This window comes from Streptomyces sp. NPDC001220 (genome assembly GCF_053597895.1).
The window spans coordinates 279,676-295,739 of the sequence record NZ_JBSFJE010000012.1 but is presented as its reverse complement, the minus strand read 5'-3'; the positions used below and the strand labels follow the sequence as shown (position 1 = coordinate 295,739).

General features: G+C 71.5%; 13 protein-coding genes and 1 pseudogene. 9 read left to right on the top strand and 5 right to left on the bottom strand.

Annotation, left to right across the window (positions count from 1 at the left end):
- Positions 1-319: 319 nt before the first annotated feature.
- Positions 320-682, bottom strand: coding sequence for a signal peptidase I (locus ACWDGI_RS28430; protein WP_365793256.1), 363 nt, complete (start codon positions 680-682; stop codon positions 320-322).
- A 144-nt stretch (positions 683-826) separates the two neighbouring features.
- Positions 827-2,032 carry a glycosyltransferase gene (locus tag ACWDGI_RS28425; protein ID WP_450763677.1) on the bottom strand — a complete coding sequence of 402 codons (1,206 nt, stop codon included), beginning with the start codon at positions 2,030-2,032 and terminating at the stop codon, positions 827-829.
- Between the two features lie 510 nt (positions 2,033-2,542).
- Between ACWDGI_RS28425 and ACWDGI_RS28420 the strand changes: the two genes are divergently transcribed.
- Positions 2,543-3,127, top strand: a complete 585-nt coding sequence (locus ACWDGI_RS28420) for a hypothetical protein (protein ID WP_450763675.1) — start codon at positions 2,543-2,545, stop codon at positions 3,125-3,127.
- A gap of 154 nt (positions 3,128-3,281) precedes the next feature.
- On the opposite strand, the gene ACWDGI_RS28415 is transcribed toward ACWDGI_RS28420, so the two are convergent.
- A complete protein-coding gene (locus ACWDGI_RS28415; protein WP_450763673.1) occupies positions 3,282-4,799 on the bottom strand; it encodes a hypothetical protein in 1,518 nt (505 codons plus the stop codon).
- A 229-nt stretch (positions 4,800-5,028) separates the two neighbouring features.
- Here ACWDGI_RS28415 and ACWDGI_RS28410 point away from each other — a divergent pair, with 229 nt between their 5' ends.
- From ACWDGI_RS28410 to dhaK, 4 genes are all read left to right on the top strand, one after another.
- Complete coding sequence (locus tag ACWDGI_RS28410; protein ID WP_450763671.1) at positions 5,029-5,889, top strand: class II fructose-bisphosphate aldolase; 861 nt, start codon at positions 5,029-5,031, stop codon at positions 5,887-5,889.
- 2 nt (positions 5,890-5,891) lie between these two features.
- Positions 5,892-6,755 carry an HAD-IA family hydrolase gene (locus tag ACWDGI_RS28405; protein WP_450763669.1) on the top strand — a complete coding sequence of 288 codons (864 nt, stop codon included), beginning with the start codon at positions 5,892-5,894 and terminating at the stop codon, positions 6,753-6,755.
- A 22-nt stretch (positions 6,756-6,777) separates the two neighbouring features.
- Positions 6,778-7,434 (top strand): dihydroxyacetone kinase subunit DhaL, encoded by a 657-nt coding sequence (dhaL, locus tag ACWDGI_RS28400; RefSeq protein WP_450763667.1) that lies wholly within the window; start codon positions 6,778-6,780, stop codon positions 7,432-7,434.
- 74 nt (positions 7,435-7,508) lie between these two features.
- Positions 7,509-8,504: a dihydroxyacetone kinase subunit DhaK gene (dhaK, locus tag ACWDGI_RS28395; protein ID WP_450763666.1), complete on the top strand. Its 996-nt coding sequence runs from the start codon at positions 7,509-7,511 to the stop codon at positions 8,502-8,504.
- Between the two features lie 75 nt (positions 8,505-8,579).
- Here the strand turns inward: dhaK and ACWDGI_RS28390 are convergent.
- Together ACWDGI_RS28390 and ACWDGI_RS28385 are read right to left on the bottom strand one after the other, a co-directional pair.
- A pseudogene (locus ACWDGI_RS28390) lies at positions 8,580-8,765 on the bottom strand (NAD(P)-dependent oxidoreductase); the annotation flags it as partial.
- Positions 8,766-8,937: 172 nt separating this feature from the next.
- Complete coding sequence (locus ACWDGI_RS28385) at positions 8,938-11,151, bottom strand: MMPL family transporter (RefSeq protein ID WP_450763664.1); 2,214 nt, start codon at positions 11,149-11,151, stop codon at positions 8,938-8,940.
- Positions 11,152-11,247: 96 nt separating this feature from the next.
- Here ACWDGI_RS28385 and ACWDGI_RS28380 point away from each other — a divergent pair, with 96 nt between their 5' ends.
- The 4 genes from ACWDGI_RS28380 (at position 11,248) to ACWDGI_RS28365 (ending at position 15,743) form a co-directional block, all read left to right on the top strand.
- Positions 11,248-11,844, top strand: a complete 597-nt coding sequence (locus ACWDGI_RS28380; RefSeq protein WP_450763662.1) for a TetR/AcrR family transcriptional regulator — start codon at positions 11,248-11,250, stop codon at positions 11,842-11,844.
- A gap of 301 nt (positions 11,845-12,145) precedes the next feature.
- Complete coding sequence (locus tag ACWDGI_RS28375) at positions 12,146-13,702, top strand: glutamate decarboxylase (RefSeq protein WP_450763660.1); 1,557 nt, start codon at positions 12,146-12,148, stop codon at positions 13,700-13,702.
- A 153-nt stretch (positions 13,703-13,855) separates the two neighbouring features.
- Positions 13,856-14,962 (top strand): NAD(P)/FAD-dependent oxidoreductase, encoded by a 1,107-nt coding sequence (locus tag ACWDGI_RS28370; RefSeq protein ID WP_450763658.1) that lies wholly within the window; start codon positions 13,856-13,858, stop codon positions 14,960-14,962.
- A gap of 157 nt (positions 14,963-15,119) precedes the next feature.
- Positions 15,120-15,743, top strand: coding sequence for a DedA family protein (locus ACWDGI_RS28365; RefSeq protein WP_450763656.1), 624 nt, complete (start codon positions 15,120-15,122; stop codon positions 15,741-15,743).
- Positions 15,744-16,064: the final 321 nt, after the last annotated feature.

Sequence of the window (16,064 nt, the reverse complement as noted above, 5' to 3'; positions counted from 1 at the left end):
GCGAAGGAGCGGTTGAGGAAGTGTCCGTCTTTTCCGGCCACCCCGGCGGTGGCTCATTTCCGCCGATATTAAATGGATACCGATTAGGTGGTCAACAGTGACCCGCGCCACACTCTGTCGGCGGCACGGGGACCCCACGTCCGGCCGACGGAAGACATCAAGGGCCGACCCGAAAACAGCCGATCGCAATGCGCTATTGACAGAAAATTTGGGTACTCTCAATGCCCGAACAGGCGCCGGCCATCGGTTTCACAGATGTTTGGACAGAAGTGCGGCTTTTCGCTGTCCGACCTGACGAACGTGAGGTTCTTCGGGCTTCCTATGGTGCGGCGTAGCCGGACACAGAAGGCCAGCGCAGGGTCAGCACCACGGAGTCGTCCTCGGCGGCCCAGGAGTGATCAACTCCCTGGCCCCAGACGACGTAGTCGCCCTGCTCTTCCAGCAGCACGCTACGACCGGGGAACTCCACGCGGAAGCGGCCGCTGATGAGAACCAGGAGAGCTGTCCGCACCTCGCCCTTCACCCACTGAACCCGTCGCTCACCCCGTGGGTGGACACCCCACTTGACCTCGACGGCGTGACTGTGGCGAGGATCGCCGTGCTCCTTGAAGTGCCCGAGCAGCCATCCCCGGTCCACCGTCGCGTCCTTGCCCGCATTGCCCACGTACACGCCGTCTTCCATGCGCCGGAACGCTAGCAGCCGTCCACCGCGTCGGCCGCGGCGCGATCAACGCTTCCGGAACGGGGCGACGTTCGGCGCATGTCGCAGCCCCGGCCGGATCCGCCTCGCCCCGGCCAGGGCTTCTTCCCGTCGGTCCGGCCTCGCCTACCGGAGCGCTTCGGCCAGCAGGCTCGCGGCCACCTCCGCTCCGTCGGTACGGATCCGGCCGCCCAGAGCCTTCGCCCCCGCCCGGGTCTCGGGTGACAGGGCCGTCTTGAACGCGACGCCCAGGGATTCGACGGTCGGAGACGGACCGTCGAGCGCCGCACCGATGTCCAGGTCCGCCACCCGGCCGGCCCAGTACGGGTTGTCCGACAGCTGGAGAGGTATCACCACTTGTGGCGTGCCCGCCCGGGCGGCCGTCAACGTCGTTCCCGCGCCGCCGTGGTGCACCACGGCGGCCGCCCTGCCGAACAGGCGCTGGTGGTTGGCCTCGCCGACGGCGAAGCAGTCGTCCCGGTCGTCGTCCAGATCCAGGTCCGCCCAGCCTCGGGACACGAGCACGCGGTGCCCCTGGGCGCGGATCGCCTCGACGGCCATGCGGCCGATGTCCGGCGACGGGCGCAAGCTGCCGAAGCCCACGTAGACGGGCGGCTCGCCCGCGTCGAGGAACGTCACCAGGTCGGCCGGGAGCGGGCGTTCGTCCGCCAGGTTCCATGCACCCGTCTGTACGACGTCGAGGCCCGGGGCCTGCCGCCACGGTCCCAGGACCGGGTCCGCCGCCAGCCACGGCCGGTCGGTGAAGACGTGGTCGCGGACGTTGTCCACCGGTGGCAGACCGATCGCCGCCCGGTGGCCGTTGAGCGCCTCGCCGAACTGTGCGTTCACCTGCTCGGCGTCCAGCGCCCACAGGGTCCGGTTGTCCGTCACCGCCGGCTCCGGCCAGCCCGGCCGTGGTGGTGGCGCATGGTGCGGCGACGGCAGGTGGACCGCGGCATAGCTCGCGTACACGTAGCGGATGCCGGCGGCCTCGGCCACGGACCGTGCGGCGACCTGTGCCAGGCCGGCCGCCACCAGCACGTCACAACCGTCGACCGCCTCGGGGAACACGTCGAACTGTGCCTCGACCAACTCCGTCCGGTACCGGGACAGGTCCGCCGCCGACGGCAGGGTCGTCCCGCGCATCAACTCCCGCACCGGTGGCCCGACCGGCACCAGTCGCACCCCGATACCCGCCAGCCGCTCGGCGAACTCCTCGTCCGGTGGGGCGCACATCCGCACCCCCACACCGAGCGCCCGTAGCCGCACCGCGAGTGCCACCAGCGGTTCGACATCGCCACGTGTCCCGTACGTGGACAACAGCACCCGCATTCCGCATCCTCCTTCGTCGTGCCTGCCATGCGTTTCAGCCCGTTTCCGCCCAGGCGTCGAGCGCTGCCCGTCGCCGCGACGCGTAGGTGGGGACGGGTATGCGGCAGCAGTGTAGGTCGCGTGGTGCTGAACCTGGCGGTGCGTCAACTGGGCCGCTCCGGCGCGGACTTGTGTCCTCGGGGGCAGTGGCGGGCGTCCGCCGGGCCACATCGCGGACGGTCCGGCCGATCAACGCTGCGTTTCTCTCCTGGGGGCCGTCCTCAGTGGTTACGGTGAGCGCCAGGGTGCCTTGGGGGGCAGACGGTGCAGCGTCGGTCTGCTCGGGGTCGCCCGCGCCCGACGAGGTGCGCAAGGTCCCCCCGCTCGTCAACACCACCGGAGAGCTACCCGATGCACAGTTCGTCCGTGCCCGCCCCTGATGTTTCGGTCATCCTGCCCTGCGCCGGATTCGGAGCACGTTTCGGGGCGCCCTACCCGAAGGAGCTGCACTGTCTGGCTCCGGGGGTCACCGTGCTCGACCGCAGTCTGGAATCCGTCGTCGAACTGGCCAAAAGCGGGCTCAGAGTGCGTCTGGTCGTCGTGTTCGGGACGCACAAGCTGGACACGGTGAGTCATCTCGCGCGCTATGCCGAGACCTTCCAGATGGTCTTCGTCTTCCAGGACGAGTCGTTCGGACCAGGTCTCGACGGTGCGATCCGTTCTGCCCTGCCGATGACGCACGGACCGGTGGCCCTCGTCCTTCCTGACATCGTTGTTACCGGCTCGGACACGGCCGGCAAGCTCCTCGCCGCGCTGCGGCACACAGAGAGGACGGGGTGGAGCGTAGTGGCCACCGAGGAGCGGGATCCCGACACGCTGCGGCAGATGGGCGCGCTGGCGGTGGCCGAGGCGGGCGGCGTCCTGACCGTGGGGGCGGCTGCCGACAAGCCGGCGGATCCTTCGGGGTTCAACGCGTTCTGGGGGATGGTGGCGGTCACCGAGGGCGAGGCGCACAGACTGCCCGACGTCGTGGCCAATGGCACGGCCAGCCCTCTGACCGGTGCGGTCGCCCTCATGGTGGACGGAATCGTCAACTACAACACCCCCTCGGGCTGACTCCCCGTCGGGGCGTTCGACGGCTCCCGCACGCGGCTCGCGAAACCCCCCGTGGCGAATGGGCAAGGCGGCCTCCCGGAAACGCGACGCGGGAGGCCGCCTCATCATCAGGGTGTCGGCCCGAGCGCGGTGTCGGATCGAGCCTCGGCCACCGCTACGGGGCCAGGGTGTCCCCGAAACGGGCGTCGGGCACCGGGGCGCTCAGGGCGCCGCCGCCGAAGGACCAGGATCCGCTGCCGGCGGGGCCGTTGCTCGTGCCGGGGAAGACCCAGGCGGCGCCGTCGTTGGTGTCCTCGCCGGGCGCGGAGGCGATCAGCTCGGCCTTGCCGTCCTTGTTGGCGTCGATGAGCCGGAGGGCGCCACCGAACCAGTCGCCGTCCTCGTTGTCGCCGGGAACGGACGGCGTGCTCTGGCTGTAGCTGACGAGGCCGCGCGGGGTGAGTCCGTTGGCGGTACCGCGCACCACCCACACCGTGCCCGGGTCGGTGAGGCTGTTGATGTCGTTGCCCGGTGCGCCGATCGCGGCGTCGGCGTAGCCGTCGCCGTTCACGTCCGCCACGGTGACGGCACCACCGAAGCGGTCACCGATCTTGTCGTCGCCGGAGGCGCCGATGGTCGTCTGGTCGAAGTGCTGGTCGGCGTCCGGACCGCTCAGGCCGCCGGGCCCGCCGAGGAAGACGTCGACGGTGCCGCCGTCGACCAGGACCTCGTTGAGGTCGTCACTGTCGGTCGGGGAACCGAAGACCACGTCGGGGTAGCCGTCGTTGTTGATGTCGCCGGAGGCACCCACCGGGCCGCCGCGCAGCCCGCGGCCGTACGTCAGCCCGTCAGGGCCGCCGCGAAGGTAGCTGGCCGCGCCGAACGTCGCCACGGGATTCACCGTTTCCCAGTCGGTGAGGGTGCCGAGCAGGACCACGTCGTCGGAGCCGCTCTGGTCGTAGTCGCCGGAGGTGAGGCCGGTGGGGGTGAAGTCCTCCGACCACCTCCAGTCCATGGGAGTGGCCTGGAAGGTGTGTGTGCCGCCGGCGCCGGTCTCGAAGTCGTAGGTCTGCAGAGCCTTGCCGGTCAGGAGGGCGAGTTCGGTGCCGGAGCCGTGGAAGCGGCCGGTGGCCAGGCCCAGTCCGAAGTGTCCGCGCACCGACGGTGCGCTGTCCTGCAGCAGCTGGGCGCCGGTGGCCTGCAGCCCGTTCGCGGAGCCCCACAGCACGACCGCCGCCCCGGCGTCGGTGGTGGTCCCGATGTCCCTGCCGGGCATGCCGACGACGAGATCGGCGTAGCCGTCGCCGTCCAGGTCTCCGGAGGTGGTGGTCCGTCCGAAACCGTCGTCGGTCTGGGCGAGCCCCGGTATGCCGGGGGTGCTCAGGCTGAACGTCGCCCGGCGGGAGGTGGACAGGCCGCTCGCGGACCCGTACAGCACGGCGACGTAGCCGGCACCCTTCTGGGCGCTGACGGTGCCGCCGGGGGCGGAGATCACGGCATCGGGGTAGCCGTCGCCGTTGAAGTCGTCATGGGCCGCCGCCACGGCCGCGGGAGCGGCGGCCGCCGGAGTGGCGGTCACGGTGATCGTGGCGCCGATGGTCAGTAGTACGGTCGCCGCGGCCGGCCCGGACAGCAGGCTCGCTCGGCCGCGGGGGGTTCTGGACGTTCTCGTGGTGGAACGCGTACTGCGCACTTCGTGGCTCCTGAGATCTCGGCATGGCCGGTCGGGATGGAGTCGCGGGGGTACGGCGAGGGCCCTTGCCCCACCGCCGCGATGTTGGACCGGGGACGGGGCCCGAGGGTTGTGCCCTGCCCCGCCCGAGAATCCGGACCCGGGGCCTCGATGCCGGGATGGCCAAAAGTGGCGGCGGGTGAGGGGCTGACGTGGAATGGGAGGGCGGGGGCGAAGACGTGGAGGCGTCGTGGGTGTGACACCGCTGACCGAGATCCTCGCCAAGCCTTTCGAGGAGCGCTACGCCGTACCGGCCATCAACGTGTTCAACGACCTCACGCTGGAGGCCGTGCTGGCGGCCGCGGTGGAGAACGCCTCGCCGCTCATCGTGCAGACCTCGGTGAAGACGGTCAGGTCCATCGGCAGCGACGTGCTCCATGCCATGTGGACGTCGATGACCGCCGGCATCGAGGTGCCCGTGACCCTGCACCTGGACCACTGTCCGGAGCGCGAGGTCATCACCGAGTGCCTGCGGCAAGGATGGAACTCGGTGCTCTTCGACGCCTCCAGGCTGCCGGTCGAGGAGAACATGAGGCAGACCGTCGAGGTCGTCGCGGAGGCTCGTGCGTTCGGCGCCGCGGTCGAGGGCGAGATCGAGTCGATCACCGGCGTGGAGGACGGGGTCGGCAGCGACACCGCCGCCGAGCGGCAGGACCTGGCGGTCGCGCTGGAGTTCCTGAGGACCACGCGGGTCGACGTCTTCGCACCGGCGATCGGCAACGCGCACGGGTCGTACAAGCAGGCGCCGGTGCTCGACGCGCAGCGCGTGTCCGACATCGTGGCGGCCTACCCCGTACCCATCGCACTGCACGGCGGCAGCGGGCTCTCCGACGAGCAGTTCCGCGACCTGATCTCCCGGGGGTGCGCGAAGGTCAACATCTCCACCGCCCTCAAGGAGACGTACATGAAGTCGAACCTGGCCTTCCTGCGGACGGCGGAGGAGCGGCAGAAGTGGGATCCGCCGTCGCTCTTCCGGGACGTCCGCCAGGACGTCATCGACCTGGCCGGTTCGCTGATGAGGCTCTTCGGCAGTGCCGGGCAGGCGAGGTAGCCGTGCCCGCGCTCGTCTTCGACTGCGACGGCGTTCTCGCCGACACCGAACGCGACGGTCATCTGCCCGCCTTCAACCGGACGTTCGAGGAGTTCGGCCTGCCGGTGCGGTGGAGCGACGAGGAGTACGCGGAGAAGGTGAAGATCGGCGGCGGCAAGGAGCGCATGCGCACGCTGCTGACCCCGGACTTCGTCGCCGCCGCCGGTCTGCCCTCCGACCCGGCCGCACTCGACGAGCAGGTCGCGGCCTGGCACCGGCGCAAGACCCAGATCTATACGGCCATCATCGGCGGCGGGAGCATTCCGCCCCGGCCCGGCGTGCGGCGGGTCGCCGCGGCGGCACACGAGGCCGGGTGGACGCTCGCGGTCGCCTCCACCTCGGCGGAGGCGTCCGTCCGCAGCGTGCTCGAACTCGCCATGGGCCCGGAACTGGTCCCTCACTTCGGTGTTTTCGCCGGGGACGTGGTCCAGCGGAAGAAGCCGGCCCCGGACATCTACGCATGCGTCCTGCAGCGGCTCGACCTGGACCCCGCGACCGTCGTCGTGATCGAGGACAGCCGTAACGGGCTGCTGGCCGCGCTCGGCGCCGGGCTCGCCTGTGCGGTCACGACCAGCGCCTACACGGGCCAGGAGGACTTCACCGGGGCCTCCTTGGTGGTCACCTCGCTGGGCGATCCGCCGCCGGAGGAGGTCGTCAGCCGTGTGCTGAGTGATCCGCTCGGTGTCCGCCCGGGGCCCTGGGTGGGGCTCGCCGACCTCGCCGCGCTGCTCGGCACCGGTGGCGACGCGGGCAGCTCCCCAGCGGATCCGCCCAGGGCCGCCCCGCCCGCCTCCGGACAGCCCGCTCCCCGTCCCCGACCGCACTGACGTCGCGGCAGTCAGGAGAGTCATGCCATCGTCATCGACGCCCGCAGACGACCTCGCCTTCGTCGTCCGGACCCTGGCCCGGACCGCGGTGGACAACGAGAGGGCCTTCAGCGACCTCGACGCCGTCGCGGGCGACGGGGACTTCGGATACTCGCTCGCCCGCGGCTTCGAGATCGTGCTCGCCGACTGGGACTCCCTCGTCTCGGAGCCGCCGGCCGAACTCCTGAAGAAGGTCGCCCTCGTGATCTCCAAGCGGGTGGGCGGCACCTCGGGGCCGCTCTGGGGCACCGCCTTCCTGCGGGCCGCCGGGGCCGTGAAGGACCGGCCGGAGCTGAGCGCCGCCGACGCGGTGGCCATGCTGCGGGCCGCCGCCGAGGGAATCAAGGCGCGGGGCAAGTCCGACGTCGGTGACAAGACGCTGCTCGACGCGCTGATACCGATGACCGACGCCCTCGAGCGGCGACTGGCCGACGGGGAACCGGCGGCCGGCGGTGCGGAGCTGGCCGCCCTGGCCGCCACGACCGCCCGTGCCGCGGCCGACGCGACGGCACCCATGCAGGCCCGACGCGGCCGCCAGAGCTACACCGGTGAGCGCAGCATCGGCTCGCCGGACCCGGGTGCGGTGGCGGTCGCGGTCATGGCGGAGCGCGTCGCCGCCGAGTGGGACGCACGCGACTGACCGCGGGCACCGGACCCGGGCGCCCGGACCGCCGCCCGGCACCCGGGACCGGCAGGACCAGGAGGAGTTACGGCATGAAGAAGTTCGTCAACGACCCGAAGGACTACGTCGCGGAGATGCTGGAGGGACTGGCCCTGGCCAACCCCGGCACGCTGAAGTACGTGCCCGAGTACAACCTGATCATGCGTGCCGATGCCCCGCAGGAGAACAAGGTCTCGATCGTGCAGGGCTCCGGATCCGGTCACGAGCCGGCGCACGTGATGACCGTCGGCAAGGGGATGCTCGACGCCGCCTGTCCGGGCGACGTGTTCGCCGCGCCGCCCGCCGACTTCGTCTACGAGACGGTCAAGCTGGTCGCCTCCCCGAGGGGCGTGCTGCTGCTGGTCAACAACTACACCGGGGACCGTATGGCGTTCGAGATGGCCGAGGAGCTGTCCCAGGCCGACGGGGTGACCGTCCGTACCCTCTTCATCGACGACGACGTGGCCGTACAGGACTCGACGTACACCGTCGGCCGGCGCGGGGTGGCCGGCAACTTCTTCGTGATGAAGGCCGTCGGCGCGGCCGCCGAGCGGGGCGCGGACCTCGACGAGGTGTACCGGATCGGGGAGAAGGTCAACTCCGTCACCCGCACCATGGGCATGGCGCTCACCGCCTGCACACCGCCCGCGAAGGGCTCACCGCTGTTCGAACTGCCCGACGACTCGGTCGAGATGGGCGTGGGCATCCACGGCGAACCGGGCCGCAGGCGCGAGAAGCTGCGGTCGGCGGACGCGATGGTGCGCGAGCTGGTCAGCGCGGTCGTGGACGACCTGCCGTTCTCCTCCGGTGACCGCGTCGCGCTGATGGTCAACGGCCTCGGCGGCACCCCGATCGGCGAGCTGTACCTGGTGTACGGCCTGGCCCACAAACAGCTGGCCGAGCGTGGCATCGAGGTAGGGCGCAGTTACGTGGGCGAGTACTGCACCTCGCTCGACATGGCCGGCGCCTCCGTCACCCTTGTCCGGCTGGACGACGAGATCTTCGATCTGCTCACCGACCCCGCCGAGATCCCGATCCGGGTCTTCTGAACTCGCGCGGTCGACGACTGCGCCCACGACGCGAGCCGGAGGACCCAACCGGGGGGCCGTCCGGCGACCTCACCGTCACCCCGACGCCGTCAGCTGCCGGACGGGGGTACCGGCGAGGAAGGCGGTGATGTCCGCCACCGCCTGCGAGTAGAAGGTGCGGTGGTTGCTCTCGCTGACGTAACCCAGGTGCGGGGTGGCGAGTACGTTCGGCAGGGAACGCAAGGGGTCGTCGGCGGGCAGCGGCTCGGTTTCGAACACGTCGGGAACAGGGTGTCGCCCGCGAGCACGCGGGCGCCGAACTGGCGGGCGGGGGCGGCGACTCCACCGGGGAGCGTGCGGAAGGCGATGATCTGCGCGGCGATCAGGGTACCCACCGCCCAGGGGGCGAACGGACCGAGCCGCCTGCCGTTCGGCCCCCGTCATGGAGTCCGGGTCAGCCCGCGGCCACCTCGTGTTCCCTGCGCTCCGGTTCCACGGGTGCGTGGCGCGGCAGCTTCGCGCCCTCGATGTCCACGTCCGGCGTGATGCGGTCGACCCATCCGGGCAGGCCCCAGGCGTGGCGGCCGAGCAGGGCCATCACCGCCGGTACGAGCGTCATGCGGACCACGAACGCGTCGACCAGGACGCCGAACGCCAGGGCGAAGCCGATGGACTTGATGATCGGATCGTGGTTGAAGACGAACCCGCCGAAGACCGCGACCATGATGAGGGCGGCGGCACTCACCACCCGGCCGCTGCGGGCCACGCCCTGGGTGACCGCCCCGGCGGCGTCCCCCGTGTGCTCGTGGTGCTCCCGCATGCGGCTGACCAGGAAGACCTCGTAGTCCATGGCCAGTCCGAAGAGCACGCCTATGAGCAGGACCGGCAGGAAGCTGGTGACCGGGCCGGCCGAGGGGATGTCGAGGACGCCGTTGAGGTGGCCCTCCTGGAAGACCCACACGGTGGCGCCCAGGGAGGCGGCGACCGACAGCAGGAAACCGAGGGCGGCCTTGACGGGGACGAGCAGGGACCGGAAGGCGACGGTCAGCAGGAGCAGCGCCAGGATCACGATGATGGCGACGAACAGCGGGAGCGCGTCCGACAGTTTGCCCGCGACGTCGATCGCGGCGGCCGTCGTACCGGCGATGTAGAGGGTGCCGCCCGCCCTGCCGACGGTGGCCGCGTTCTCGCGCAGCCGGTGCACCAGGTCGGTGGTCGCCTGGGCGTCCGGGCCGGTCCTGGGGACCACGGCGACGACGGCGAGGGTCGAGTCCGCGTTGGTGACCGCCGGGGCGACGACGGCCACCCCGCGGTCACCGGCGAGGGTCCTGCTGAGCGACTTCACGGTGGACGTGCGGTCGGCGGCCGGGATTCCGTTCATGTCGACCACGGCGGTCAGCGTGGCGTTGAAGCCGGGCCCGAAGCCCTCCGTCAGCAGGTCGTAGCTCTTGTGCTGGGTGCTGTCGACGGGCTGCGAGGCGTTGCTGGGCAGGCCGAGGCGCAGATCGCGGGCGGGCACGGCGAGCGCGAGCAGCCCGACGGTGCCGGCCAGGAGGACGAGCAGGGGCTTGCGGGTGACCGCGCGGCCCCACGCCAGACCCCAGGAGCCGGGGACGCGCTGCCGCCCCGGGCGGCCGTCGGCGGGCTCGGTCCGCCGCGCGCGGGGCCGCAGCCGTTCGCCGAACAGGCTCAGGACGGCGGGTACCAGGCTGACGGCGACGAGGACGGCGAGCAGCACCGTGGCCGCCGCGGCCAGGCCCATGACGGTCAGGAACGGGATGCCGGTGACCGCGAGAGCGGCCAGCGCGATGATCACCGTCGCCCCCGCGAAGACGACCGCCCCGCCGGCCGTGGCCACGGCACGCGCGATCGAGTCCGCCACCTCCTGTTCGGGATCGGCGAGTTGCTCGCGGTGGCGGGAGATGATGAACAGCGCGTAGTCGATGCCCACGGCCAGCCCGATCATCAGGGCGAGCACGGTGGCGGTGCTGGTCATCTCCACCCAGCGGGAGACGAACTGCACGCCGAGGACACCGATGGCCACGCCCACCAGGGCGGTCAGCAGCGGCAGTCCGGCGGCGACGAGCGAGCCGAGTGCCAGGGCCAGTACGGCGAAGGCGACCACGACGCCGACCACCTCGGCCGGTCCGCCGACCTCGGTCTTGGCGTCCATCGCCGAGCCGCCGAACTCGACGGTGAGACCGGCGTGGCGGACCTGGGACATCGCGCGGTCCAGGGCGTCCTTGGCCGTCTGCGGCACGTCACTGGCCTGCCGGCGGAAGCGGACGTCCGCGTAGCCGATGCGCAGGTCCGCGGCGACCGTCCTGGCCTTGAGCGGGTCGGAGACGTCCAGGACGCCGGGCACCCGTGCCGCCTTCTTCAGGCTCGCCTCCAGGGCCGCCTGGGTCCCGGGTGCGGTGAGCCGACCGCCCTCGGGGGCCGCGAAGACCACCCGGGCCACGCCGCCCGAGGCCTGCGGGAACTCCTTCTTCAGCAGCTCCTGGGCCTGCTGCGACTCGATCCCGGGCACCGAGAACTCGGTGGTCGCCTTGCCGTGCAGGGTGATTCCGAGACCACCGACGACGGCGAGCAGCAGCACCCAGACCGCGATGACCCGGCCGCGACGGCGCACTGCCCATCGCCCCCAGGTGTACAGGCGTGACGCCATGTTCCTCTTCCCTCTCACTCGCCCACTCGGCCAGTGACAACGTACGGCATTTTTACAGCGGACTGTAAATACGCGTCCGATGGTAAAGTGCCGGTCATGATGAGCGAGGGTCTGCGAGAGCGTTCCAAGGCGCGCCGCCGGGAGGCGATCCTCAGGTCGGCCTACCGGCTGTTCGCCGACCGCGGCTTCGAGGCGACGACGATCGCTGACATCGCCGAGGCGGCGGAGGTCTCACCGCGCACGGTCACGCTGTACTTCCCCTCCAAGCTGGAGCTGGCGACCTCGCGGTTCGACGCGTTCACCGACCGGCTGGGCACGGCGCTGCGGGAGCGCGCGGAGGGGCACACGATCGTGGACTCGCTGGAACGCTGGCTGCGGACCGAGGCCGCCGACCACAGTGAGCTGGACGATCTCTACGACCGCATGCTCGATCTCAACCCGCAGGTCAAGGCGGTCGCCAACACCCGCCTGACGGAGGTCATCCAGGAGGGCACACGCATCCTCGCCGAGGAGCGGGGGGACGCGCCGGACGACTTCGGCCCGCGCATGGCTGCCGCCGCGGCGGCGGCCGTCGTCTGCGAGGTGATGTGCCACACCCCGCAGGAGCGCGACATCGAGACGGCGATGTCCTTCCTGCGCGCCGGCCTCACCGCCCTCCCCGCACCCCGCCGGGTCACCGACCCGAGCGCCTGAACGCCGGCACGGCGCGAACGACCCGCCCGGTCGCCTGCGGCCGTGGACCGGCGACGCCGTGTCCCGGAGCGGTCCGAAGCGGACGGCCGCGTGTGCCGTGGCCGCGTCCCGGTGCCCGGGACCGCCGTTCGGCCTGTCGGGGCACGCTGCCGGCCCGGCCAGTATGTGGATGGGAAAATCCAGTTCATCAGTCCGCAAATCGATCACTGGATCGGTGTAATCGGCACAGATGCCGGACCGAAAAGCGATCTAGCTTCGGAGTGCACGGGGCCGTACGGACCAGAAAGGCATCGAGGCACTCATGCCCATCCCGCATACCGACGTCATGACCGCACCCGAGTTCGACACCCTGACCGCTACACCCGAACCCGAACCCGAACCCGAACCCGAACCCGAAGCCACCCGCCCGCCCGCCGACCACCGCCTCCCGCCCGTCGATCACGCGCTCCCGCGCGCCGACCGCCAACTCCCGCCCGTCGACCACCTGCTCCCGCCCGTCGACCACCCGCTGCCGCCCGTCGACCACCTGCTCCCGCCCGTCGACCACCTGCTCCTGCCGGTCGACGAACTGCCCGCGAACGCGTCCTCGCCCGAGCTGGTCGGGCGTCGAGTGCGCGACGAGCTCATGCTCGACGGCAACGCACGGCTCAACCTCGCCACCTTCGTGACCACCTGGATGGAACCGCAGGCACGGCAGTTGATGGCGGAGACCGCGGAGAAGAACCTCGCGGACCGCGCGGAGTACCCGCAGATCACCGCCATGGAGGAGCGCTGCGTACGGATGCTCGCCCGGCTCTGGCACGCGCCGTACCCGGAGCAGGTCCGCGGCTGCTCCACCACCGGTTCGAGCGAGGCGGCCATGCTCGGCGGCCTCGCGCTCAAGCGCCGCTGGCAGGACCGTCGACGGGCCCAGGGCAAGGACACCGCGCACCCGAACATCGTGATGGGCGCGAACGTCCAGGTGTGCTGGAAGAAGTTCGCCAACTACTTCGAGGTGGAGCCCCGTTACGTCCCGATGGAGCCGGGCCGCTACCACCTCACGCCGGACACGCTCACCGCCTACTGCGACGACAACACGATCGGGGTCGTCACCGTCCTCGGGTCCACCTTCGACGGCTCCTACGAGCCCGTCTCGGACATCTGCCTGGCCCTGGACGGATACCAGGCCGCCACCGGCACCGACATCCCCGTCCATGTCGACGGCGCGTCCGGAGCCATGGTGGCCCCCTTCCTCGACCCGGGGCTGCTCTGGGACTTCCAGCTCGAGCGCGTCGCCTCCATCAACACCTCGGGGCACAAGTACGGGCACGTCTTCCCCGGACTGGGCTGGGCCCTGTGGCGCAACGCCGAGGCCCTCCCCGACGACCTGGTCTTCGAGGTCGACTACCTCGGCGGCCGCTCCCCCAGCTTCACCCTCAACTTCTCCCGCCCGGGCGCGCACGTCGTCGCGCAGTACTACAGCTTTCTGCGGTACGGCTTCGAGGGGCTGCGCAACCTGGCGGCCCAGAACCGTACGACGGCCCGTGCCCTGGCCATGCGCATCCAGGGCATCCCGCCCTACGCACTGGTCACCGACGGGTCCGAACTGCCCGCCTTCGCCTTCCGCCTGGCGCCCGGCACCGAGGGCCTGACGGTCTTCGACGTCTCCCAGGCGATGCGCGCCCGCGGCTGGCACCTGCCCGCGTACACCTTCCCCGCGCCCTGCCAGGACGTCTCCGTGCTGCGTCTCGTCGTACGCACCGGGTTCACGGCCGAACTCGCGGGCATGTTCATCGCCGACCTGACCGAGGTCACCCGCCGGCTGCACGGCGGACGCCCGGCACCCACGCCGCCGCCGGCCGTGCCGGCCGCCCCCTGACGGCGGTTCGAGACGGCGGGCGGACGCCGCCGGACAGCCGGACCGCACCGCCCGCGGGCGTCTTTACAGCACTCTCACAGAACCCACCCTGCACTTGATGTTTCAAGTGTTAGGCTCGCCGCCATTCCCCCCACCTGCCTCAGGAGAATCACTGTGCGGGACGGCAACGTCGTGGTGATAGGCGGCGGTTACGCGGGCATACGACTGGCGAAAAAGCTGGACACGGCTGCACATGTCACGCTCGTGGACCGCAAGGAGGTCTTCTTCCACCGCGTCGCCTCCCTGCGCGCGGGTGTGCGCCCGGAGTGGACGGGCGCCCCGTTCATCCCGTACGACAGGCTGCTGGCCAACGGCCGTGTGGTGGTGGGCAAGGCGATCCGCGTCGACACCGTCGAGCGCCGGGTCACCCTCGCCACGGGCGACCGGCTGCCGTACGACGTGCTGGTCGTCGCCACCGGCGCCGACTATCCCGAACCGGCCCGCTTCGTCGGCTCCACCCCCGACGAGGCGGCGAAGTCCTTCGCCGAGCACCAGCACAACATCGCCGCCGCCGACCACGTCCTGGTCGTCGGCGGCGGGCCGTCCGGCGTCGAACTCAGCGCCGAGATCCGGCTGGCCCGGCCGGACGCCCGGGTCACCCTCGCGCACTCCGGGCAGGAGCTGCTGCACTCCACGGGCAGCGCCCGCGCCGGCCGCAAGGCCCGGACCTGGCTGGCGGCCCACGACGTGACGGTCCGGCTGAACGCCTTCATGTCCCCCGGCACCGAATTCGGCACCTACCGCGACGCCCACGGCGAGGTCCTCTCCGCGGACCTCTCCTTCTGGGCGACCGGCACCACCCCCAACACGCTCTGGCTGCGCCTGGCCGGGCACGGCGACTGGCTGACCGGGACGGGACACGTCAAGGTCGACCGGACGCTCCGGGTCGAGGGCAGGCCGGACGTGTTCGCGGTCGGTGACGTGAACGACGTCAGCGAGCTCAAGGTCACCCCGGCCGCGCTCGCCCAGGCCGAGGTCGCGGCCCACAACATCCTCTCCTACCTGCGCAGTTCGGGACGGCACAGCAAGAAGCCGCGCGCCTACCGGGCCGTCCGCCGCACCCCGCTGATCGTGCCCTTCGGCCCGGCCGACGGGGTGACCGTGCTGCCCGTACCGCTCGGCGAGAGCGCGGTCCTCGGCACCCGGGCCACCGCCATGGCCAAGGCCAAGACACTGATGACCCCCTATATGAGACGCCAGCTCGGCTACCCCTCGACCTGACCGCACCCGGACGCCCGTACGACGCCCGGCGCCCCCGGCCATGTCGTCGTACGGGCGTACGCCGGGCGGACTCCCCGCCCGCTTCCGGGCGCCCCGGCGGCCGTCACGTGACACTTGAGGGAAAGCGACCGGCGAACGGGACGGGGAGGCGAGGACGGTGATCGCCGTCAATCCGACGGACAGTGCCTCGTTGCTCGCCGCCTTCGGTGCGCTGGCCGTACTGGTGGTGATCTTCGCCGAGTCGGGGCTGCTGGTCGTCGGGTTCTTCCTGCCGGGAGACACCCTGCTCTTCCCGGCCGGCGTGCTGTGCGCGGCGACCGCGGACCAGCCGCCCCGGCTGGAGCTGTGGCAGGTGCTGGTCTGCGCGGCCGTCGGGGCGGTGGCGGGCGGCCAGGTGGGCTATCTGATCGGGCGGCACGGCGGGCGGCCGCTGCTGGCCCGGACCTCCAGTCGGCGGGTGAAGTCCGGGGCGGCCCGCGCGGAGCGGCTGCTGGCCCGCTACGGGTACGGCAAGGCGCTGGTGATCGGCCGCTTCGTGCCGCTGCTGCGGTCGGTGCTGCATCCGGCGGCCGGGGCGCTCGGGGTGCCGGTGCGGCCGTTCACCCTCTGGCAGGCCGTCGGTGGTGTGCTCTGGTCGCAGACCTTCGTACTCGCCGGGTTCGCCCTTGGCTCGTCGGTCGCGCACATCGACCGCTATCTGCTGCCGCTGATCGGCGTGATCGTCGTCCTGTCCCTGCTGCCCGCGCTGGCCGAGGCGCGCCGGTCACGACGCCCCCGGTGACCCGGCCCAGGGTCCGCAGCGGGCCGGGCTGTGCGGAGCCGTGGCGGTGTCGGTGAGGCGGTCGGCGCCGAGCAGGGCGCGCGGCCCGGCGTCGAAGCGGTCGCCCGGCGCACCCGCTCGTTCGCCCCCCGCACCACCTCGTTCACCCGGCGCACCACCTCGTTCACCCGGCGCACCACCTCGTTCACCCGGCGCACCATCTCGTTCGCGACCGCGCCCGGCGGCACCGGGGCCCGACCGCGCCACCGCCGTCATCGGATCACCTTTCCGGGAAGACAGCCCCGCCCCCGGGCCGTTGAATGCGCCGGCACGGTCGCTGTG